The sequence below is a fragment of the Psychroserpens sp. NJDZ02 genome (genome assembly GCF_004843725.1).
Lineage (GTDB): Bacteria > Bacteroidota > Bacteroidia > Flavobacteriales > Flavobacteriaceae > Olleya.
The window spans coordinates 1,335,327-1,357,625 of record NZ_CP039451.1 but is presented as its reverse complement, the minus strand read 5'-3'; the positions used below and the strand labels follow the sequence as shown (position 1 = coordinate 1,357,625).

The 22,299-nt window shown below is 33.6% G+C and carries 17 protein-coding genes; 4 read left to right on the top strand and 13 right to left on the bottom strand.

The genetic code is table 11. The features are described 5' to 3' along the window. Nucleotides 1-7 precede the first annotated feature (7 nt). Nucleotides 8-358, top strand: coding sequence for a hypothetical protein (locus E9099_RS05980; protein ID WP_136582784.1), 351 nt, complete (start codon nucleotides 8-10; stop codon nucleotides 356-358). On the opposite strand, the gene E9099_RS05975 is transcribed toward E9099_RS05980, so the two are convergent. Further along, nucleotides 355-1,011, bottom strand: a complete 657-nt coding sequence (locus E9099_RS05975; protein WP_136582783.1) for a hypothetical protein — start codon at nucleotides 1,009-1,011, stop codon at nucleotides 355-357. The two genes, E9099_RS05980 and E9099_RS05975, sit on opposite strands and share 4 nt — an antisense overlap. 103 nt (nucleotides 1,012-1,114) lie before the next feature. Between E9099_RS05975 and E9099_RS05970 the strand changes: the two genes are divergently transcribed. Beyond that, nucleotides 1,115-2,443, top strand: coding sequence for an aspartate kinase (locus tag E9099_RS05970; RefSeq protein WP_136582782.1), 1,329 nt, complete (start codon nucleotides 1,115-1,117; stop codon nucleotides 2,441-2,443). A gap of 81 nt (nucleotides 2,444-2,524) precedes the next feature. On the opposite strand, the gene E9099_RS05965 is transcribed toward E9099_RS05970, so the two are convergent. The 12 genes from E9099_RS05965 to E9099_RS05910 all read right to left on the bottom strand — a co-directional run bounded on the left by E9099_RS05965 (nucleotide 2,525) and on the right by E9099_RS05910 (nucleotide 13,072). After that, entirely contained in the window at nucleotides 2,525-2,872 is a 348-nt protein-coding gene (locus E9099_RS05965) for a hypothetical protein (protein ID WP_136582781.1), read from the bottom strand. 104 nt (nucleotides 2,873-2,976) lie between these two features. Next, entirely contained in the window at nucleotides 2,977-4,281 is a 1,305-nt protein-coding gene (locus E9099_RS05960) for a hypothetical protein (RefSeq protein WP_136582780.1), read from the bottom strand. A 5-nt stretch (nucleotides 4,282-4,286) separates the two neighbouring features. Beyond that, nucleotides 4,287-5,087 carry a hypothetical protein gene (locus tag E9099_RS05955; protein ID WP_136582779.1) on the bottom strand — a complete coding sequence of 267 codons (801 nt, stop codon included), beginning with the start codon at nucleotides 5,085-5,087 and terminating at the stop codon, nucleotides 4,287-4,289. A gap of 124 nt (nucleotides 5,088-5,211) precedes the next feature. Next, complete coding sequence (locus E9099_RS05950) at nucleotides 5,212-5,523, bottom strand: hypothetical protein (protein WP_136582778.1); 312 nt, start codon at nucleotides 5,521-5,523, stop codon at nucleotides 5,212-5,214. A gap of 2 nt (nucleotides 5,524-5,525) precedes the next feature. Next, nucleotides 5,526-6,431 (bottom strand): hypothetical protein, encoded by a 906-nt coding sequence (locus tag E9099_RS05945; RefSeq protein ID WP_136582777.1) that lies wholly within the window; start codon nucleotides 6,429-6,431, stop codon nucleotides 5,526-5,528. Nucleotides 6,432-6,812: 381 nt separating this feature from the next. Then, the gene (locus E9099_RS05940; protein ID WP_136582776.1) at nucleotides 6,813-7,415 is read right to left on the bottom strand and encodes a hypothetical protein; all 603 of its coding nucleotides are present in this window, start codon (nucleotides 7,413-7,415) and stop codon (nucleotides 6,813-6,815) included. 107 nt (nucleotides 7,416-7,522) lie between these two features. Next, nucleotides 7,523-8,449, bottom strand: coding sequence for a SecDF P1 head subdomain-containing protein (locus E9099_RS05935; RefSeq protein ID WP_136582775.1), 927 nt, complete (start codon nucleotides 8,447-8,449; stop codon nucleotides 7,523-7,525). Between the two features lie 95 nt (nucleotides 8,450-8,544). Next, nucleotides 8,545-9,249 (bottom strand): hypothetical protein, encoded by a 705-nt coding sequence (locus tag E9099_RS05930; protein WP_136582774.1) that lies wholly within the window; start codon nucleotides 9,247-9,249, stop codon nucleotides 8,545-8,547. 97 nt (nucleotides 9,250-9,346) lie between these two features. Further along, nucleotides 9,347-10,003 (bottom strand): hypothetical protein, encoded by a 657-nt coding sequence (locus tag E9099_RS05925; RefSeq protein WP_136582773.1) that lies wholly within the window; start codon nucleotides 10,001-10,003, stop codon nucleotides 9,347-9,349. Nucleotides 10,004-10,222: 219 nt separating this feature from the next. After that, nucleotides 10,223-11,032, bottom strand: a complete 810-nt coding sequence (locus E9099_RS05920; RefSeq protein ID WP_136582772.1) for a tetratricopeptide repeat protein — start codon at nucleotides 11,030-11,032, stop codon at nucleotides 10,223-10,225. 158 nt (nucleotides 11,033-11,190) lie between these two features. Beyond that, nucleotides 11,191-12,498, bottom strand: coding sequence for a short-chain dehydrogenase (locus E9099_RS05915; protein ID WP_136582771.1), 1,308 nt, complete (start codon nucleotides 12,496-12,498; stop codon nucleotides 11,191-11,193). 157 nt (nucleotides 12,499-12,655) lie between these two features. Then, entirely contained in the window at nucleotides 12,656-13,072 is a 417-nt protein-coding gene (locus tag E9099_RS05910; protein ID WP_136582770.1) for a hypothetical protein, read from the bottom strand. A 359-nt stretch (nucleotides 13,073-13,431) separates the two neighbouring features. Here E9099_RS05910 and E9099_RS05905 point away from each other — a divergent pair, with 359 nt between their 5' ends. Then, nucleotides 13,432-14,046: a hypothetical protein gene (locus E9099_RS05905; protein ID WP_136582769.1), complete on the top strand. Its 615-nt coding sequence runs from the start codon at nucleotides 13,432-13,434 to the stop codon at nucleotides 14,044-14,046. 161 nt (nucleotides 14,047-14,207) lie between these two features. Next, complete coding sequence (locus tag E9099_RS05900; protein ID WP_136582768.1) at nucleotides 14,208-22,292, top strand: BspA family leucine-rich repeat surface protein; 8,085 nt, start codon at nucleotides 14,208-14,210, stop codon at nucleotides 22,290-22,292. Nucleotides 22,293-22,299 lie beyond the last annotated feature (7 nt).

Sequence of the window (22,299 nt, the reverse complement as noted above, 5' to 3'; positions counted from 1 at the left end):
TGAGATCATGAAGAAATTAGTATTAACACTGTCATTTATTTGTATTTGTGTGGTCACTTTTGCTCAAAATGAGCCAACGGTTGGTGATGAGTTAATCGTGGAAGCACCATCAGGAGAATCGTATAATCATATCAGTTTTCCAAGATTAAATATATTAGTCAAACGCGGTAAACTAGCAAGTTATAACCCTGTTATTGGTAACGTAATTATAGTTGAGGAAATTGTCAATAAAGATAACGTGACCTATGTGATTATTAAAAAGAAGGATGATACAAAATTTTTCGGCTTACAGTCGTCTGCTGAGGCTAATTATGAAAAGGCTTTAGAGTCAGGAGAATTAACTATCGTGACCCCTTAGTTTTTTAGGTTTTTAATTACAGAAAACGCTTTATCAACCACATGGTCTTCTACTAAGATGGTAAACTCGTTGGTGGTTGATACCACTTCATAAATTGGAATATTTTCCCAAGCCAAGCGTTTAAATATCTGATAGTATAATCCTGATATTTTAGAGTTGTCTTGTGGTAAGCGTACGCTTATGGCAGATAAACCTTCCTGCAGACCAATTTGATTTTCAGTAGCAAAACATTTTAAAACCACCTTTTTTTCTGAGCTAGATATTATGATGTTACTCTCATAAATCCCTCTTGTAAACGCGTAAAAAATATCTTTATTTGTTTCAACTTGTTCTAAAACCTTAGTATGACTCTGTATTAAGGTTTCTGAGTTTTGAAACGTAAAATCACTTAAGTTAGAGCGGACGGTAATGTCTCCCAGTTTTTGTAGCGTGCTTTTTAGTTTTAAGGAGTGTCGCAACGTGTTTGGTGTATTGTATCGGCGTAAAGCCATCATAATTGCGCCAGATTTAACGGGTTTACGTAACATGGTGCTTATGGGTGCATTTAATTCTTCCGCTAAAGCAGAATAGTTAATAATACTCCTAGATAAGGCTTCTTCCAAGAAGGGTTGTGTCATTAATATGTCTTCAACACAAGCGGCAATCGTTTTCATTCTGTTAACTATTTAACAATTTGTGTAAAAATAGTCTAATTTTTTCAATTTTATGGTAGTCAGACCATTGCTAACTAATTTCGTTTTATAAAATTGAAATAATATGTTGGTATTAAAATTTGGAGGGACGTCTGTTGGATCAATAGAAAACATGATTAATGTAAAAAACATCATTACTGATGGACAGAAAAAAGTAGTGGTATTGTCAGCAATGTCGGGCACAACTAATGCATTGGTCAAAATTTCGGAGTATATTAAAAGCGGACATCCAGAAGATGCTTTAATTGTTATCGATGCCCTTAGAAATACCTATAACAAGACTATAAAAGCATTTATTACCAACCAAGAACTGTACAAAACCGTTTTTGTGTATGTTAATGATGTGTTTAATACATTAGAGGTGTTGGTTAATAAGTCATACGACGTGTTATTGTATAATCAGATTGTCGCTCAAGGCGAATTATTGTCCACGTTTATCTTTAGTCATTATTTAGAACAAGAAGGGGTGAGCGCGTCGTTATTACCGGCGTTAGAGTTTATGCGAATTGATAAAACAAACGAACCTGATAACTTTTATATTCAGCAGAATTTAAACCGAATTATAGCAGAAACGCGAGATTCAGAGATTTATATCACACAAGGTTTTATTAGTCGAGACGCCGAGGGGAATATCGCTAATTTGCAACGCGGCGGAAGTGATTATACGGCTACGATTATTGGGGCGGTTTTAAAAGCCGACGAAGTACAGATTTGGACAGATATTGATGGGTTTCATAATAACGATCCTAGATTTGTAGAGCATACCAAAGCGATTTCTAATTTGTCTTTTGACGAGTCTGCAGAGTTGGCTTATTTTGGAGCCAAAATATTGCATCCACAAACAGTGATGCCTGTTAGCGCTTTTGATATTCCGGTGCGCTTAAAAAACACCATGGCACCAGAAGCACATGGCACTTTGATTACCAATCAAGTACATGGCGAAGGGATTAAAGCTATTGCGGCTAAAGATGGGATTACGGCAATAAAGATTAAGTCGGTTAGAATGTTATTAGCGCATGGGTTTTTAAAGAAAGTCTTTGAGATTTTTGAACGTTACGAAACCGCTATAGACATGATTACAACATCAGAGATTGCGGTGTCGTTAACCATTGATGATACCACACATCTAGACGCTATTGTTGACGAGCTTAATAAGTTTGCAGTGGTAGAGGTGGATGATTATATGAGTATTGTTTGTTTGGTGGGGCATGCTATAATTTTTCATGCCGATACACCAAATTTATTTCAGATTTTACAAGATGTCAGCGTCCGTATGATTTCTTATGGTGGTAGTAATAATAACATCTCGTTATTAATAAACACAAGCGATAAAGTAGAAACGTTGCAGAAGTTACAACGCTATGTATTTGAGAGTGGTAGTGTGTTAGTTTAAAGTTTAAGAAAAGCGCGTTTTAGACGTGCTTTTTTTGTGTGTTATTGGTTTTGTATTCGGTAGGTTGGAGTGCTGTTGAGGTTATTCGTTTTGTTTTTTAAGAATTATAATGTCAATAGCCTTGTCGTAATTGAATGTTTTTAATTGAAAATGATAGTCCATCCAATAGTCAGAGCTATAGCGGTTGGTTTCGGTATAACCATCTTCAGATTGCGATTTGCCTTCTACACCATAAATAGACAGGTTTAATTCTTTGGACTTCGTGTTTGTAGATGCTATTACTGTTGCTGTAGCTTTTGTTGGACCGCCAATATATGGTCTTTTATGTGTAAAATAAGTTAATTCAAGGGTTAAAGAATCATTAATGGAGATAGGATTATTTGGTGTTAATTCAATAATAGCACCGTATTTGTAATCTATAATTTTCATTTTTGGTTTGTCAATGTTTACCTGAGCGTTGCCCAGAGCAGTTATTAAAATAAGCATATAGGTAAATGGTGTTATTTTTTTTACTATCCTTTTTTTTAAAGGCATTATTTTATGATTTTTATGGTTGTTTTATCTAATTTAAATTCGTTTTTCTCTCCGTTTATGTATTCAAAACTAGAAGCGCGTAATAAGTGATCTGTGGTACTAAATAAATCAAATTTATAGTCTAAAGTTGTAACCTGCTTTGTATTGTTTATTTTAAAGTGAGAGGCTATGTCGTCGATATTATAAACATATTCCCAGCTTAATTTTTGGCCTTTATTATTGATGATAATCAAATTAATTATGGCTATTGGGGCTTGTGTTTTTGATAAAATATTGCCGTTCCAGTTTTTTCTGTTTAAAACGTAGCGTTCTCCATTAGTGGTAATCACACTAATAGATTTAATTTTTTTAGTTAAACCAGTAATAGTATGTCTAATGTTTATTTTTTGCTTTCTAAGTAGTTTCAGGTTTTCGGTTGTCGTTATGTTGTTTTCTAATGTATTAGACTGATGGTCTATGTTTGATTTTTCAAAGTTTCTTGTTTCTTGCGTAGATAATTTTTCAGCTGTGATAGGCGTACAAACACCGTCAAAAAAATTAATGTCATTTTTTTCATTTCCTAATTGCAGCGTGAGGTCTCCTTTGGTAAAAAACAGCATGTTAATATGATTATATTTTTGAAGCCTATTAAGCGGAAATAGTAAACCAAATCCCATTAGATGTCTTATCTTTTGTTTAGAAAATGTAAATTCTGCTTGATATAATTGTTGTTCTTTTGTTGAAAAATAAGTGATTCTTAGTCCGTTTGGCATTCCGACGCTTTGGTAATCCATGCTATCCCATCTTTTCTTCTTGTCATTAACCCGATCAAGATTAAAAAGATGCGCTTTGTGCCTAAACCAACTATCATACAAATATGGTTTTGTGCCTAATAGTTTGCTAGACAAGATGTCTATATCTAATTGTTGTTCTTCTTGTATATAATATGTTTTCCAGTTATATTTTTCATAGTATTTAATATAAATAACAAGTAGGGTTATGCTACAAAAAAACAGGAGGACATTTAGTGGCGTTAAAAGACCATGCGTTTTTAATGTGGCAATAATATAGTAGTGCATCAAACTGGCAAATGCTATTGGTGCAATACAGAATATAAACAAACAAATAAAAAAATTTTGTGGTTGGTAGCTTTTTCCCCAACTTAATAAACCGCCACCCAAAAAGGATAGAATTAATCCAATGGCAATTAGTACTATAAACAGTGTTTTTGTATAAGCCATACCTGTATAGCTATAGATAAGTAAGGCGCAAAGGGATATACCTGCGCCAATACCGATGTATATTCTGGAGAGTTCTGAATCCATAAAAATTAAGTAGTTGTTTTATAAAAACGGTTTATTTTGTTGAATACCGTTAAAACGTTTGCGTCAGCTTTACTAGCTTCAAGATATAGGGTTGCATAGAATGCTTTATGACTGTAGTGTACTTGATTAAAGTCTTCCAATAGTACATGGTAGGTGGCATCAAGATTAGTTTGACGGTCTAAATAGGTGTTTATAGGGTATTCTTTTAGTAAATAACTCAAAGTTTCTTCGGAGTGCTGATTACTTGCAGAAAACAAACTGACAGCTAATAGTGATATGGTATCTAAATTACAGCCATAGGTTTCAAAAGCGTATAGTAATCCTGTAGATTCATAAACCGTGTGATCCATGTTTAATGTTTTTAAAAATTTGGCATATAGGTTACAGTACTTGCTGTCCTTTCTAATTAAAGCGATTGCAGGAGTTAGACCAAACGTTTGTTCTTCATCTTTGTATGGGATGTTATATTTGCCAACATCTAAGTTATGTGTAATAATTAGGTTTAATAAAGTAACAACTAATTTTATGGATTCAGGAAAAGCACAAGCCGCTTCAAAAAAAGCAGCGTCACTATCTTCTTTTAAAAATAAGGCATCTCCATTCATAAAATAATCTGGTATCGGTTTACTTTTTACTTGAAAAGGAGAAAATTGATCATTTATCTCTATTCCAAAGTTGAGGTCTAGGTAGTTTGTTTTTTTTATTTCAGCTAATAGTTTATCCTTTTTTATACTTGTAATTAAGTTGTTTAGTGTGTCACAAATGGCTGTCTCTGAGTCTAAATTTGAAAGGAGTTCTATTGTCATGATTGTGTTTTTGTTATCGGTTTAAATTGGAGTTATTTTTAATTTAAATAATGTTATTATTTGAAATACCTTGTTGCAAAACTGTAACGATTTTAGGGTTTTCTTTTATATTTAAGTCTCTAAATTATCTTTTTTCTAATGAAACACCAGATAATAAAAAATTAAAGAGGCCCTCAAAATCGATAATAGCCCAAGCTAAAGGAATAAAAAGTAGTATTACAATGATTGTTTCTAATAGTCTTTTTTTTCTGCTATTATCGGTGGCGATAAGTATTATAAACACCAAGCAGTAGTACAATAATAAATATATAGGAAATCCAATTAAGAAACCTAATATTGAGTCGAATATGTAACCAGCAATCAATAATAGAAGGCTAATTATAGATAAGATTTTAATTAGTAGTAGCGTGATACTTTTTAATATAGTTTTTTGCATTTCTAGTCGTAATATTCAATTAAATATATTGTGTTGTCAATACGGTTTGTTACTAAGTCTTCATGTTGCTCGGTTATTATATTTTCTTTGCTGTCATACGTATATGTAATTATTTTTGTTCCTGTGTTTTTATTAAAAAACTGGTGTTCAATATTTTTTTTGTTGTTATAAATGATTTTTTCTTCGGACTCCAAAATATTATTTTTATAGGTCTTTATGCCAATCTTATTATTAGTGTCATCATACAAATAAGAGACATTATAATAGGTGTTTTCTCCAGAACAATTAATGTTATTTTTCTCTGTTTTTACCTGTAAATTGTAGTCGTTAAATGTGTGTTTTGTATCTTCGATTAGTTGTTGATTATTAGCATAAAGGGTTTCGCTAATCAGGTTATTTGCGTGATCATATTTGAAAAAAGTTGACAGGGTATCTTGGTCGGTGATAAAAGCGTGGTAAATCTTGTTTTTAGTAAGGTCAAATTTTTCTATCTCTGAGATAGTAGCAGCAGTGTTTTCATAATGATGGATTGTAGTAATGTTACCGTTGTGTGTGTATTGCTTGATGTTTAGTGTGTTGTCTTTAGGAAAGTGGCTGCTAATTTTATTTAGCATGTTATTTTTGTAATCATAGGTTTCGTTGATCCAAACATTACCATAAAAATTATAAATATTTCTTTCGATTAAAAACCCGATCTCATTAAAATTATCCTTAAACGTAATGGTTTTGACGCTATCTTTAATAGCATAGCCCGTTCTGCTTTTTATTCGTCCTTTTAAATTTAGTTTTTCAGTATCTGTATGTAATACGTTTACGTTTTCTTTTCTTTGTTCTTTACAAGCGTAACTAATTAGAAGTAATAGCACAATTGTTTTTTTTATGGGTTTTGTTTTTCCTAGAACTAGCATTTTGTTTTTACGTGATATGATTTTTATTCGACTTTTTGGCTAGCAGTTGCAATGCTAGTGTAATGCGGGTTCAAAATTATTGGTATTTGTAAAAACAAAACACACGGTATTCAGTGAAATTAAACAGTTTGCTTACATTTTATGTCTTTCAATTGCGGTAAGTTTTGGAGTGTGTCGTGCCGACGTGCTTATAAAAAGACGTGATGAGGAATGATAGATTTAGGACTCTTTTTTTAGGTTTTTTAGTGGAGTAACGTTATGTGTAAAACAATAAAAAATAACACTAAGAAATATTTAGATGTACATGGCTAAAACTTAAAAACAGAAGCTTATTCCTGATGTTTTAATCGTTAAGATGGGTGCTTTTTTTATTCAGTTGTTTTATCGTAAAGCACCAATCATATGTACAATACCAATACCAATCCCAAAGTAGGAGCTGTGTTTGTTTAAAATGATCATTGGTGACAAGGTTAAGCCATAAAAGCGTGTCAAAGGGAATTCTATTTTAGGATTTATGACCAGGCTTACAGTGTTTTGCTTGTTATAGTCCCACGTGTAATTCTTGGTGAAAAAGCGATCGTTATTTTCTTGCCAATTTTGTGGGGTTGTTACAATAGTGTAGCCTAAACCAAGAGATACGTTTGCTCTAATAGTTCCGCTTGGATTTAGATTGTAAATTTTACCTATTCCAATTTGGTAATTTTCAATTTGATCGTAAGGATCGTTAAATCCCAAAGCAAATACTCCAGATACTCCTGAGCTGTAATTTTCAGGTTGCGACTTTGGTTTTCTTATGTTTCCGGTATAGCCAATCTTAAGGGAATAATTGTGGTCAGTAACATAATTTAAGTTCAAATCTACCCCAATGTAATTCCCTAAGTTTAATTCGCCAGTCGTATAAATAACGTTATTTTTAAAGAATTGCGACTTCGCACTATTGATACTCGTAAAACTAATTAATAGTACAATTATGTACTGTTTCATTGGTTGGTTTTTAATAGCTATTATTACTGTTTAATAGATGTTAAATTATGGAAAAGGTGGCGTTTAAATATAAAGGAAATTGGAGTAGTTTAATTTGTTTGTGTTTTTTACTGACTATTTTTGATGTTGTCTACCATTGTTCTAGCTTTATTGTAACTCATATTACCGCTTATTGATAGTTCTCCATTGTCAATAGCGCTCATCAGAAAAGGTGCCATTACTATTTTTTTATCGATTATAATTACTAATGGTTTTCCTATGTTATTAGTACTTAAAACGGATAATGCTTTTGAATCTTCGTTGTTAAAAATAATCTGTATGGAATAAAACAAACCCGAACCTTGTTGTGGCGTGATCGTTAATTTTTTTAAATTAGTATAGGTTAGGGGCACACCAGGAAGGTCTTTAATCGTGATAGATTTTAAATAGTCTTCCTTATTTTGATTTTCCGCGAAGCTTAACGCTTCATATATTCCATTTGGTGTGTTATACGCTTTATGGGACGCCCGTGCTTTGTTTTTACTAGCTGTGATGTCGTAGTTAATAGAATCTAATACATATAATTGCTGTTTAAAATTTTGAAATGCTGTGTAGCCCTCATCAAACAGTTTTGGGTAGATTGTATCTTTTTTTATTTTTAGTTCTGAAGAAAGGTTTGATTTAAATTGATTTGGCTCGGGATCTAATAAATTTCTATTTTGGTGTTGTGCTGCCGCTTTTTTAGTGTCTAGATATAAGTCGTCAATCTCTTTATCGCTAAAATATTGATTAAAAAGTTGAATTGTTTTTGTGTTTAAATTTTCTTTGGAAATCGAATTTTTCAATTTTTCAAAATGGTCGTCTCCTGTGGTTTTTTTTCTTTGGTCTAATTGCTCTAGATCAATGTCGGTCAATTGATAAAAAATTTGAATTAATTCGTTTAAAGCGATTATTTTATTATTTTTTATGTCGTTTTGAGCATCGCAGCTCATAAAATTAAACAAAAGAAAGGTTAATACTAGTTTTGAAATAGATTTGGTTTGTAATGGTTTCATTGGTTTTGTATTTAATGGCATACTACATTTAGTAGTGCCCCTTTTCTTTTTTTATCTTGATTCTTTTTAATAATTTAATGCGGGTTATAAACTATTTATTTTCCTCTCCCATAAATTAGATAATTCGAGATTTGTTGTTGGGTAGCGTCCTTTTTTGTGTTTAAATAAATTAAATCCATAACAATACTAACAGCTTTTCTAGCACTATAGGATAATTCTGGGTTATTATATTTATTTAATTCGACAAGTTTTATAAAAGATTTTAAGTCGCCATATATGGCTAATTTTTCAAGCTTTTTGATAAAAAGGTTGATGTTTTTTAAGTTTTCGTTGACGTCACTTGTTCTAAAAATAGACATATTATCAATGGTGTTGTGAATGTTGTCTATGGTGTGTTGCGGAATTTCAGTGATACTAGGAATTACATTTACGGTTTTACTTTGGTATATACTGTCCTTAAAAAAATATGATTTTTTAGTAATTTTAGTGCTTTTGCATTCAAAATTTTCACCTAGACATAAGTTGTAGATTTCATAAATATTTAGTGTGTCTTTTAAACTTTCAATCTTGTATTGGTTTGTTGCTCTATAAAAATCACAAATATTTTTTTTGTCAGATACAAAAAACTCACTATCATAGTAGGCTTTAGTATTGTCTTGCTTGTTAGTATAGATTGTTAAATTGTTTCCTTTTGCATCTGTAAAAATCCAAGAATCAGAGTCGGTAATATCGCAGTTTCCGTTTTGACTAATTAGCAGGTTACTAGTAAATAAGAGAAGATAATAGAGGTGTTTTTTCATGTTTTTATATTAAATCAATATATCGTTTTTTAATGGAAGTAATCTGTTAATGTTTATTAGTTGAATTTAAGAAAAGGTGATTAAAATAGTTTCTTGTTTATTTTAAAATTATTTCTTTCTGCATTTTTTTAATCTTTCCGTTGTCTTGATTTTGTGTTATTTCAATCTTAGATTTTTCAATTTTTATTTGATCAACACAATTGTAAATGGTATTAAGTTCACGAAGCCAGTGGTTTGGTAGATTAATCGTGTCTTTTTTTTGACTGTCAATATCAACAATTGCAAAAGAAGGGGTGTTTCCATAAGCTGCGATAGGCGCAATACATAAATTAGGGTTGTCAGTTTTAAAATCAGAATTAGCTTTATTGGGGTAATAGAGAATTGGTTGGATATATGGTTTGTCCTTTTCGATATTAAAAATTATAGCGAAGATACATTCGGTTCCACATCCATCTACAATAGCAAAGCTTTTTTCTGAGACCCAATTAACTTTAGTATAGAAAGGTAGGCGGTGTGTGTGATGTTTTACAATAGGTAGTAAGTCAATTTTATGTCTTATTTTTTCAATACCATATTCAGCTGTTATGCTCTGTGAATAATTGTCATCAAGTGTGGTGTAAATTTTTAAAAATTTGCCATTTGAAGTGGTGTCCAGTAAGACCTCAGTTTCTTTTTTTTTACTTAATGTAACATTCTTTTTTTTGATAAACCCAAAAAAAATAAGAATTATTAATACAAATGTTATGTTTTTCATGGTGGTGACAGCAGTTATTTAAGCCTCTGTCCTATTTGTGGTATTGGTAAATAGAATGACAGTCAGGATGCGTAGTGTTGCTTTGCTAGCGTGTTTGTTTATGTTGGATTTACGTTGATTGTAGGACACGTTGGTAGATGGCAAGTGATACGTTTTGGTTTGGCGACTTAATAAACAGATATTGATCTAACGGTTAAATACTATTTGTTAAATAGGCTGTTATAGTCCACAATCATTATCGGTTTTTAAATAGAGTATTGCCTTTGCGTCACCAAGTTTAGCCCCTAGTTTTACATCTTCACAAAAACCATTAACATCTCCTTTTTCTTTTTTTGCATCAGCCCGACTTCTTATCGCATTATAGTATTTTGGGAACAGGTTTATTGCTTTGGAATAACTTTCAATAGCCAAATCATATTCTTTCTGTGAAAAATAGGTAAAACCAAGGTTTTGATAGGCTAGATAATTTTTAGAATCGCTGTTAATGGCTGCTTTAAAATGGGTGATGGCCTCATCAAATTTATTCTGTTCAAAATAGACTTTCCCCAAATTTGTTAATGGTAACGTCCAATCTGGTTTTAGCTCTAAAGCTTTTTTAAAATCAATCTCTGCTTTTGCATATGCTTTAGTTACAAAATACATCATTCCTCTGTCAACGTAACCCCATTCAAAATTAGGATTTAGTTCTAGAGCTTTATTAAAATCTAAAATAGCCTTATCGTATTCTCCCAAACGGTCATAAGTAGCGCCTCGGTAATAGTAGATCGTGAATTCAGTTGGATATAGCTTTACGCTTTTGTTAAAATCTTTAAGTGCTGATTTATAATCATGAATTTCTTTATACAACAGCGCTCTATTGTAATAATATTTGACATTGGTTGAGTCATTTTTTATAAATATGGATTGCATCCTAATTTTTGATCTGACGAACACATAGTTTGAAGTGTCAATTGCAGTTCCTGTAATCTCAGGTATTTGACTAAACGTAAGAATTGGAATTAAATAAAGGATGATATAGAGTGTCTTCATATTTTTTATAATACAGCAAAACGAGTTTGTGTCAAATTAGGTGCGTAGTTAAGCAACTAATTTAGTAAATAAATCGCAGATATAATATTTAGGGGAAATGTTTATAAGTCGTCCGCCACTAGGCTATAGTTTTATATGATGTTACCTCTATGTAATTATTATTCGGCTAATCCTTTTACTTTATTCCACAGGCTTTCCCCTTTATTTTTAATTTCCTCTCCCGTAACTTTTAAATTTTCTGTACTTGAGTATTTTTCTAAGTTTGCTATAAGCGTTTTAAAATTTTCTATGGTTTGAAAAATTTCTTCTGTGTGGGTTATATTTTGTTCTTTCATTACTTCTTCCCAATCTATTTTTGATAAAATTGAAAACATATATTTTGTAGCGATTTTGCTTAAAAAATATTTATCGTAAAAGCTGTTTAGGACTTCGCCTGGTTTTCTGTTTTTTAGATATTTAATAGATTCATCAATTTTTTCTTTATCGCCAGAAGTAAGTAGTTTACTTGTTTTAAGTTTTGTTAATGCTGCAATAGCTTTTTCGTTGTCCTCATTTTTTAAATATAAGTAGGTTTCAATAGACCAAACAATTTCATTATCCAGCCCAATTTCTTTAGCGTCTTTCAAAAACATTTCAAAATCTTCTAAAGCCCGTTTTTCGTCAACTTCCCTTTCCATCATTAATCTGTCAAATCCTCTAAATAAGTGATTTAAAGAGTGAAAACCTATATGGGTTTGTTTGTTGTTGAGATTCCCCCATTGAAACATAGCTCTTGTGTATGGTAAATCGACTTCTTGATTATGGTTTAACCAGTCTATATTTCTTGTAATCTCATCTTCTGATAAATAGTATAATCCTTTTTCGTAAAATAAGAATCCTCTAAAATACTGTAATAATGTTTTTATTTCGGAATCAGGAAGCAATTCTGGGTGTGTTTTAGAGCATTCATAAAGTGAGACTTCTTTTCCTAAATCTTTGCTTAAAATTACAATGGCACTTAAAACAGAGTGCTCAATGTTTTCAGTATATACTTTATCAGCCCCTTTTAGGTATTCTCTTTGTTTGCTAACAGAGTCTCCATAAGTTACATTAAAAGCATCTATTAAAGTCGGGAAAATATCTTCGTCGGTTTCCATTATAAAATTTTCCATGTTTTTATAATCACGATAAATGGAAATGTAATCTAGTACTGATAAGTTTTCAGGGTTTTCTAAATCATATTTGACTACTTTATTGAAAATTCTATCAAGGTCAGATTTAAAAGATTGAAATTCTGGTGATATAGTATTTTTTTCTGCTGAAGCTCTAATTAGTATTTTACCAAATTTGTAAGTAGCCACTTTATAAGAGTCTAGGTTTTCTACTAGTTCTTTTTTATCATTTTCTAGTAATTGTTGGTCTGTTTTATGGTCTTCAGAACAGCTAAATGTTACGATTAATAGTAATACTAAAATTATGTTTTTCATATTTTGGTAGTTTTTTTGTTAATGGTGGATCGTTTATGTGCCAGAATAAATATGGGTTTGTCTGCAAGGCTTTTTTTTGGGGAGATCCGATGTTACAAATGTGTAATTATCTTTGATTTAGTTATTAAGTCTATATCAGTTTTATAAGGTGGTGGTGTTAGTTTTTTTTAAACGTATTGTTCTCAACTATTAAATTAATAGATGAGAGGTTTTGTAACAGTACTCTTAATTTGGATTTTGTTTTTTTTACATAACGATATTTTAGAATAAAATAACCCAATGCAAACATAGGGAAAACTAGCATTAAAATAAAAATAGGTAATGCTGGATACTGGTAATTAACAAATTTTAAATCAGTTTGTAAAACTATAGGATAATTTGATAATATATGTTTTTTTTTCTCCTCTATAATTTCTGACACGGGTGATTTTATTTCCTTATAAAAGTTTGTGAATTCCCGGAGTTTGGAAAAAAATAGGCCTTCTCTAAAGATGCCGTCCTCTTTTATAATTTCGTCACCTAAAACTAGTAAATACTTCAATTGTCTAGAATAGGTCTCAGTTTTTTTTGTCATAATTCAGATTTGTTGCGCAAAGTTATTGAATAAAGGTTTAGGCGAGTGCTCTTGATGGTATCGGTTGATATAAATTTTGCTTTACTGCAGTATGTTTTTTGTTATTAATCGTTTGTTTGATTCCAAAAGTGTAAAATATAAATATTTTACAATTACTAAGCATAAACACAAGCTAAACGTCTAAGATTGATGTTAAATATAATGCTCAGGTGTTCTGATCCTTTTAAGACTTTTTTTTCTTCAAAAAATCACGTCTATAATATTAAAATCTTGACCATTTCATTTTTCACTGAATTCAGGGTATTAAAGTTATTTAAAGAACAGGACCTTTGCATTTTGAAACATGCTACATTAAAAATATGACACTAAAAGAATTATCCTTGCTAGAAGACGCAGAATTAAAAACTGCTTTTATTACTTATTTTAAACCATGGGCTTTAACCACGCCATGCCTTGAAACACTAAAAACAATTGCCACTAAAATTGTAGCTATACACTATGATGAGAAGCTAAAGATCGCTTTTAAAAACGAGGATGACGATGAAGTCATCATAACCTTTGGAGCACCTTATCAAGGCGATTTTAAAGCAACCCCATTTGCAGTGCCTGAGTCTTATAAAACGGTGGTCAAAATGCATAATATGATACGATTTGGTGATGGCGTACCTGATGCTATAGACTTTTATGGATATGATGGAGACGCGCCTTCCTCCGAATTTATGATGGAAGAATTGGAAGGTGACGAAGACAGACATCAAGGGTTTTGTGATGCCGGTCAAAATTGGATTATCTGGGATCATGAACAAAAAAACGCTTTAGGAGAGCCTGTCTTTATAATAGCGGACCATGGTTTAATTGTTGAAGATAATGATGCTTTTCCAGAGCAAGATAAAATAGCTTTTGGTACAGGAGGTCTATTTATTAGATTAATGAGCAAATTTATATTAGACGACCAAAAATATGGTTGGGGATAAAACATACCTAAAACCGTTAGATTTAAACGTCAATATCTAATCAATTACCAGAGACTAATTACTTTCAAACAAATGGACTGTTTTTGGTGAAAGAACAAAACACAAAGCACTTAGTCTCAAAATTTAAAATTAATTTTGCCGCTTTTTTAAAATTTTATTTCATGAAACACACGATTACCTTACTCTTTTTATTTTTAAGCCTCACTTCATTTTCACAAACCGAATTCTCATCGCTTTGGAATACGTCAAATACAGATACAGGGACTTCTGCTATTAACGAAATTGAAATACCAACAAATCCAGCGTACACCTATAATTATAATGTAGATTGGGGAGATGGACAAACGGACACAGGAGTTACAGGTGATATTACCCATGCCTATGCGACTCCAAATACCTACACCATAACGATTGACGGAACTTTCCCGTCCATATATTTTAATGATCAAGGTGATAAATTAAAAATTATAGAGATTTTAAATTGGGGTAATATCCAATGGCAAACCATGGAAAATGCTTTTTATGGTTGTGAAAATTTAAATTTTGACGCCATAGGTGCTCCTGATTTATCACAAGTAACCACGCTTAAAAATATGTTTAAAAATGCTGCATCTTTTAACGGTATTATCAACCATTGGAATGTAAGCACTATTACAGATCTTTCAGGTCTATTTTATGGCGCTACGACCTTTAACAGACCTTTAGACTTGTGGAATACAGGAAGCGTAACAGATATGTCCGAAACATTCTTTCGTACATCAAGCTTTAACGAACCTCTAGACAATTGGAATACAGCACAGGTAACAAACATGTCTAAAATGTTTTATTCTGCTTCGGCATTTAATCAAAGTATAAATGGTTGGGAAGTTAGTAATGTAACGGATATGTCTTACATGTTTTATAAGACCACTTTTAACCTTCCATTAAGTAGTTGGTTAGTTAATAATGTAACTGACATGTCTTATATGTTTGGCGATGCAGATTTTAATCAACCTATAGAAATTTGGAATGTAAGTAATGTAGAAGATATGTCTTATATGTTTTATAAAAACACAGGCTTTAACCAACCCCTAAACAGTTGGATAGTTAGCAACGTGACCGATATGTCTCATATGTTTGATGGATGTACTAGATTCAACCAGCCAATAAACGATTGGGACGTTAGCAATGTGACCAACATGAGTTTCATGTTTAGGGATAACCGGTATTTTAATCAACCTTTAAATAGTTGGATTGTTACTGCGGTTACAGATATGGAATCGATGTTTGATGGCGCAACTCAATTTAATGAGAATATTACAACTTGGGATGTTAGTAATGTTGTTGATATGCAATCAATGTTTGAAGCTGCTTATCTATTTAATCAGGATATTACAGGTTGGATTGTTAGTAATGTTACTAATATGAATAATATGTTTCGTTCTACAAATGCGTTTAACCAAGCTATTACAAGTTGGGATGTTAGCAAAGTAACAGATATGAGTTCTATGTTTGCATCAACTACCACGTTTAACCAACCTCTTGAAATATGGGATGTTAGTAAGGTTAAAAACATGAGCTCTATGTTTAACGCTGCACGTGTTTTTAATCAACCTTTAAATGGTTGGACTACTTCAGAAGTAACCAACATGTCATATATGTTTTACTCCTCTACTGCTAACCCTACAATTTTTAATCAGCCATTAAATGACTGGGACACGTCCTCCGTAACCAATATGTCTAGCATGTATAGAAATGCAATGGCATTTGACCAAAGCTTAGCATCTTGGAACATAAGTAACGTCTCAAACATGTCTGACATGCTAGATGATTCTGGTTTGTCTCAAACTAATTACGATAACACACTAATAGGTTGGGAGGCTCAATCGGTAAGAGATAACGTGACTCTTGGTGCTGAAGGATTAAATTATTGCGATAGCAGGGATCAACGACAAAATCTAATTGATAACTCTAATTGGATAATCAATGACGATATTATAAACTGTTCATTTGTGCTTTGTACGTCTTTGGTTTCTCCTCTTAATGGTGATACTAGCGCCCCATCAAATACAGATATAATTTGGGAAATGGTTCCGGGAGCTACAGGTTATAAAATTAGTTATCGAATAGAAAATAGTGGTGTCGTTACTGCTATAGTAACAGACCTAGATGTAGGTAATGTAACTGGTTTAGACTTGACATCAGATTTAACACCTGGCGACACTGTTTACGTAACGGTAGTGCCTTACAATGCAACAGATGGAGATGCTACAGGATGTACAGAAGAAAGTTTTAGCGTTATATCTAGTTGGATTAATGACCCTACAGCCTTTAAAATTACAATAGACACCAGTATATCACAAAGCTATACTAGTGATGATAATCAACTTAGAATAGATGCTAATTCTAGTTATCCAGATTACCTAACTTATAATTACTCTATAGACTGGGGAGATAATCAATTTAACAATAATGTGACTGGAGGTATTACCCATACTTACCTTGTCCCTGGTATTTATACCATCAGTATTATTGGAGACTACCCAGCACATTACTATTCTAATTTTGCGCGAGACAATCAAAAATTACTTTCTATAGATCAATGGGGAACCCAACAATGGCAATCAATGAAAAACGCGTTCTATTATTGTAAAAATATGGAATATAACGCTACAGACCTACCCGATTTGTCACAGGTAACAACGACATATCGTATGTTTGGTTCTGCCAATCTTTTTAATGGTAATATAAACGATTGGGATGTTAGTAATATTGAAGACATGTCTAGTATGTTTCAAAGTGCAAGTGACTTTAACCAGCCTTTAAATGATTGGAATGTTTCCAACGTGACCAATATGTCATCTATGTTTTCTAGTGCAAGCGATTTTGATCAACCATTAGACCATTGGATTACAAGTAATGTTACAGATATGTCCACAATGTTTTCATCTTCTAGTGCATTTAACCAAAATATCAATAGCTGGGACGTGAGTGCCGTAACCACCATGAGACAGATGTTTTATAGAGCTAGTTTATTCAACCAACCACTACTCGGTTGGGATGTGACTTCTGTAACCGACATGGAATCTATGTTTAACAACGCAACAGTTTTTGATCAACCAATAGATATTTGGACTGTTAACAACGTGACCAACATGTCCTCTATGTTTGAATATGCGACAGCATTTAACCAAAATATTAATAGTTGGAGTGTCACTGCCGTTACCGACATGAGTTCTATGTTTGAAAGTGCTACCAACTTCAATATGCCTTTAGATAATTGGGTTCCAATTGCGGTAACTAACATGCAATCTATGTTTGAAAGCGCAGTAACATTTAATCAAAATATTAGCGCCTGGAACGTTACCAATGTTATAAATATGGCATCAACATTTAAAAGTGCTAAAGCCTTTAACAAGCCATTAAATGGATGGGACGTCAATTCTGTAGTAGATATGACCTCTATGTTTGAAAGCGCAGAAGCCTTTAATCAACCATTAGACCTTTGGGAGGTTAGTGCTGTTGCCAACATGACTTCTATGTTTGAAAAAGCCCTGGTATTTAACCAAGACTTAAACGATTGGATTGTTAATTCTGTTACTTTAATGCCTTCTATGTTTGAAAACGCAAGCGCTTTTAACTCACCAATTAATGACTGGACCGTAGCTTCTGTAACCAATATGAAAAGCATGTTTAAAAATGCTATTGTTTTTAATCAGACATTAAACAATTGGAACACTGGAGAAGTCTTAACCATGGCCGAAATGTTTAGTGGTGCCTCTGCTTTTAACCAAAATATAGATATCTGGAATGTTTCTTTTGTCGCCACAATGGAAGCGATGTTTAAAAATGCTATCAGCTACAACCAAACCATGAATTCATGGAACGTGGCCTCTGTACTGACTATGGAAGAGATGTTTAGAGGCGCTAGCGTTTTTAATGAAACTATCGACGGTTGGAATGTAAGAGGGGTTATTACTATGGAAGAAATGTTTTATGACGCCATAGCCTTCAACCAAACGCTTAATAGTTGGAGAGTTACCAATGTTTCTAATATGATTTCTATGTTTAGAAACGCAACAGCTTTCGATCAAAATTTAGACGATTGGATTATTGGAACCACAAATATGAAATACATGTTTAGTAATGCCACGTCTTTTAACCAGCCATTGTCTGCTTGGGATGTTAGCCCTGTTACCGACATGCAGTACATGCTGGATTACACCGCATTATCTAGAGAAAATTATGATGCGACTTTAATTGCCTGGTCTGAGCTAGTCGTAAATTACAATATAAACCTTGGTGCCCAGACCTTACTGTATTGTGATGCCCAAACACACAGGCAATCTATGATTGATACATATGGATGGACATTTACAGGAGATATTTTAGACTGCCCAATACCAACTTGTACTCAATTGATTTCGCCAGCAAATGGAGACATAGATGTCCCTGTTAATACAAATCTTACTTGGGAACGCGCACTTTATGCTAGAGGCTATACACTAACAGTCGTAACGCAACCTGGAAACGTCTTATTAGTGGATAATGAAACGGTCACAGAAACATCTTATCAATTTTTATCAGATTTTTCAGGAGGTGAACTAGTACAAGTTACAATTACTCCTTTTAATGATGAAGGAGAGCCGTTAGCCTGTACAATGGAAAGTTTTACTATTATCAACAATAGCACACCAACAGTTCCCGATTGTACAACCTTAACATTACCATTACATGGGAGTACAGACATATCTGTAGATACTGATTTAGAATGGGAACCAATTGCCAATGCCGATGGCTATAGAATTACAGTAGGAACAACGTCAGGAGGTAGTGACATACTAAATGACATTGATGTTGCTAATGTAACAGCCTATCAATTAGCTTCAGGCCTTCCTGAAAACACTATAATCTATGTGCAAATAACACCTTATAACACTATTGGAGATGCTATAACATGCGCCGAAGAGAGTTTCACCACAGAAACTATTCCTGTTGCTCCAGAGTGTACCAGCTTAACATTACCTTTAGATGGTACTACAGATGTCTCAATAGATACTGATTTTAGCTGGAATCCCGTACCTAATGCCACAGGTTACTTACTTTCAGTAGGTACTACTGGTGGCGGTATTGAAATTCTTAATAATATTGATGTTGGAAATGTAACCACTTACGATCTTCCTGACGACTTAAACACTAATCGTTTAATTTTTGTAAACATCACACCGTACAACGCGGTTGGTGATGCCATAGGTTGTACTGAAGAAAGTTTTAGAACAGGAGATTCTGCATCTACAGACCCTCCAACTTGTACCACTCTGACTGCTCCGTTACACAACGCTACGGACGTAGACATCACGACGGATTTAAGCTGGACAGCTATAACCGATGCAACTGGTTATACCATTTCTGTGGGAACAACTACAGGTGGGACTGATATTCTTGCACTTACAGATGTTGGAAACGTCATCACTTACAACTTAGCATCAGATTTACCTGAAACGTCTACCATATTTGTAACGATTGCACCTTACAACGCGGTAGCTAGTGCGACAGGCTGTACTGAGGAATCGTTCACAACAGAAACATTACCAACACCGCCTAACTGTACTACTTTAACAACACCGTTAAACAATGCTACAAACGTAGATATTACTACGGACTTAAGTTGGACTGCCGCAACAGATGCCACTGGATATATTATTTCTGTAGGATCAACTACAGGTGGTACTGATATTTTAGATAATGAAGATGTTGGAAACGTCATCACTTATAACCTAGCATCAGATTTACCAGAAATGGCAACTATTTTTGTAACCATTACCCCTTACAACTTAGTGGGTAATGCCACAGGATGTACTGAGGAATCGTTTACTACAGAAACTCTACCAACACCGCCTAACTGTACTACTTTAACCACACCGTTAGACAATGCTACAAACGTAGACATCACTACGGACTTAAGTTGGACTGCTGCAACAGATGCGACTGGATATATTATTTCTGTAGGAACAACTACAGGTGGTACTGATATTTTAGATAACGAAGATGTTGGAAACGTCATCACTTACGACCTAGCATCTGATTTACCTGAAACGTCACCTATTTTTGTAACGATTACTCCTTACAACTTAGTAGGGAATGCAACGGGTTGTACAGAGGAATCGTTCACAACAGAAACATTACCAACACCGCCTAATTGTACATCTTTAACTAATCCATTACATAATGCTACAGACGTAGATATTACTACGGATTTAAGTTGGACTGCCGCAACAGATGCCACTGGATATATTATTTCTGTAGGAACAACTGCAGGTGGGACTGATATTTTAGATAATGAAGATGTTGGAAACGTCATCACTTACGACTTAGCATCTGATTTACCGGAAACATCAACGATATATGTAACTATTACACCATATAACGCAGTAGGGAATGCAACGGGTTGTACTGAGGAATCGTTCACAACAGAAACATTACCAACACCTCCTAACTGCGCGACTTTAACGACACCGTTAAATAATGCTACAAACGTAGATATTACTACGGATTTAAGTTGGACTGCTGGAACAGATGCAACTGGATACATAATCTCTGTGGGAACAACTACAGGTGGGACTGATATTTTAGATAACGAAGATGTTGGAAACGTCATCACTTACGACCTAGCATCAGATTTACCTGAAACATCAACGATATATGTAACTATTACACCATATAACGCAGTAGGTAATGCCACGGGATGTGCTGAGGAATCGTTTACTACAGAAACTCTACCAACACCGCCTAACTGTACGACTTTAACGACACCGTTAAACAATGCTACAAACGTAGACATAACTACGGACTTAAGTTGGACTGCTGCAACAGATGCAACTGGATACATAATCTCTGTGGGAACAACTACAGGTGGAACTGATATTTTAGATAGCGAAGATGTTGGAAACGTCATCACTTACGACCTAGCATCTGATTTACCGGAAACATCAACGATATATGTAACTATTACACCATATAACGCAGTAGGTAATGCTACGGGATGTGCTGAGGAATCGTTTACTACAGAAACTCTACCAACACCGCCTAACTGTACGACTTTAACGACACCGTTAAACAATGCTACAAACGTAGACATAACTACGGACTTAAGTTGGACTGCCGCAACAGATGCCACTGGATATATTATTTCTGTAGGAACAACTGCAGGTGGGACTGATATTTTAGATAATGAAGATGTTGGAAACGTCATCACTTACGACCTAGCATCTGATTTACCGGAAACATCAACGATATATGTAACTATTACACCATATAACGCAGTAGGTAATGCCACGGGATGTGCTGAGGAATCGTTTACTACAGAAACTCTACCAACACCGCCTAACTGTACGACTTTAACGACACCGTTAAACAATGCTACAAACGTAGACATAACTACGGACTTAAGTTGGACTGCTGCAACAGATGCGACTGGATACATAATCTCTGTGGGAACAACTACAGGTGGGACTGATATTTTAGATAATGAAGATGTTGGAAACGTCATCACTTACGACTTGGCGTTGTACTTGCCAGAAACGTCAACGGTATTTGTAACCATTACACCATATAACACGGTTGGTAATGCAACAGGCTGTACTGAGGAATCGTTTGTTACAGAAACATTACTATACCCACCGACATGTACAACATTAATTAACCCAATCCATAATGAGACTGACGTTGCTTTAGATACCAGTATTGACTGGGACATTGTTCCTACCGCTGATGGTTACACCCTCTCCATAGGTTCTACATCTGGAGGAACTGATATCGTAAATAATGAAGACGTAGGTAACGCAACCTCGTATAATTTAATTCAAGACTTACTTCAAAACCAATCGTACTACGTCACTGTTACAGCATACAACATTGACGGTGATGCCCAAGGTTGTACAGAAAGTGTGTTTACCACATTAACAATTCCAAAAAATGATGTTAAATATGGTTTTTCACCAGATAATGATGGCATTAATGAATTTTGGCATATTGAAGGTATAGAGGATAACCCAAGCAACACCGTTACTATTTTTAACCGTTGGGGAGATATGGTCTTTCAAATTGAAAATTATAATAATACCACTAATGTCTTTAGAGGTATAGCCAATAAAAAAACTAAAATGGGTGCAGATGTATTGCCAGAAGGGACTTACTTCTTTCAATTTGATATTAATGGCCCGCATAATTTCGACAAATTAAAAGGATTTGTAATTATAAAAAGATAACCCCAAA

Coding starts and splice junctions, on each gene's coding strand:
- E9099_RS05980 (WP_136582784.1), top strand. CDS start 8: ATGAAGAAATTAGTATTAACACTGTCATTTATTTGTATTTGTGTGGTC.
- E9099_RS05900 (WP_136582768.1), top strand. CDS start 14,208: ATGAAACACACGATTACCTTACTCTTTTTATTTTTAAGCCTCACTTCA.
- E9099_RS05960 (WP_136582780.1), bottom strand. CDS start 4,281: ATGGATTCAGAACTCTCCAGAATATACATCGGTATTGGCGCAGGTATA.
- E9099_RS05950 (WP_136582778.1), bottom strand. CDS start 5,523: ATGCAAAAAACTATATTAAAAAGTATCACGCTACTACTAATTAAAATC.
- E9099_RS05905 (WP_136582769.1), top strand. CDS start 13,432: ATGACACTAAAAGAATTATCCTTGCTAGAAGACGCAGAATTAAAAACT.
- E9099_RS05915 (WP_136582771.1), bottom strand. CDS start 12,498: ATGAAAAACATAATTTTAGTATTACTATTAATCGTAACATTTAGCTGT.
- E9099_RS05910 (WP_136582770.1), bottom strand. CDS start 13,072: ATGACAAAAAAAACTGAGACCTATTCTAGACAATTGAAGTATTTACTA.
- E9099_RS05930 (WP_136582774.1), bottom strand. CDS start 9,249: ATGAAAAAACACCTCTATTATCTTCTCTTATTTACTAGTAACCTGCTA.
- E9099_RS05955 (WP_136582779.1), bottom strand. CDS start 5,087: ATGACAATAGAACTCCTTTCAAATTTAGACTCAGAGACAGCCATTTGT.
- E9099_RS05965 (WP_136582781.1), bottom strand. CDS start 2,872: ATGAAAATTATAGATTACAAATACGGTGCTATTATTGAATTAACACCA.
- E9099_RS05920 (WP_136582772.1), bottom strand. CDS start 11,032: ATGAAGACACTCTATATCATCCTTTATTTAATTCCAATTCTTACGTTT.
- E9099_RS05940 (WP_136582776.1), bottom strand. CDS start 7,415: ATGAAACAGTACATAATTGTACTATTAATTAGTTTTACGAGTATCAAT.
- E9099_RS05975 (WP_136582783.1), bottom strand. CDS start 1,011: ATGAAAACGATTGCCGCTTGTGTTGAAGACATATTAATGACACAACCC.
- E9099_RS05925 (WP_136582773.1), bottom strand. CDS start 10,003: ATGAAAAACATAACATTTGTATTAATAATTCTTATTTTTTTTGGGTTT.
- E9099_RS05935 (WP_136582775.1), bottom strand. CDS start 8,449: ATGAAACCATTACAAACCAAATCTATTTCAAAACTAGTATTAACCTTT.
- E9099_RS05970 (WP_136582782.1), top strand. CDS start 1,115: ATGTTGGTATTAAAATTTGGAGGGACGTCTGTTGGATCAATAGAAAAC.
- E9099_RS05945 (WP_136582777.1), bottom strand. CDS start 6,431: ATGCTAGTTCTAGGAAAAACAAAACCCATAAAAAAAACAATTGTGCTA.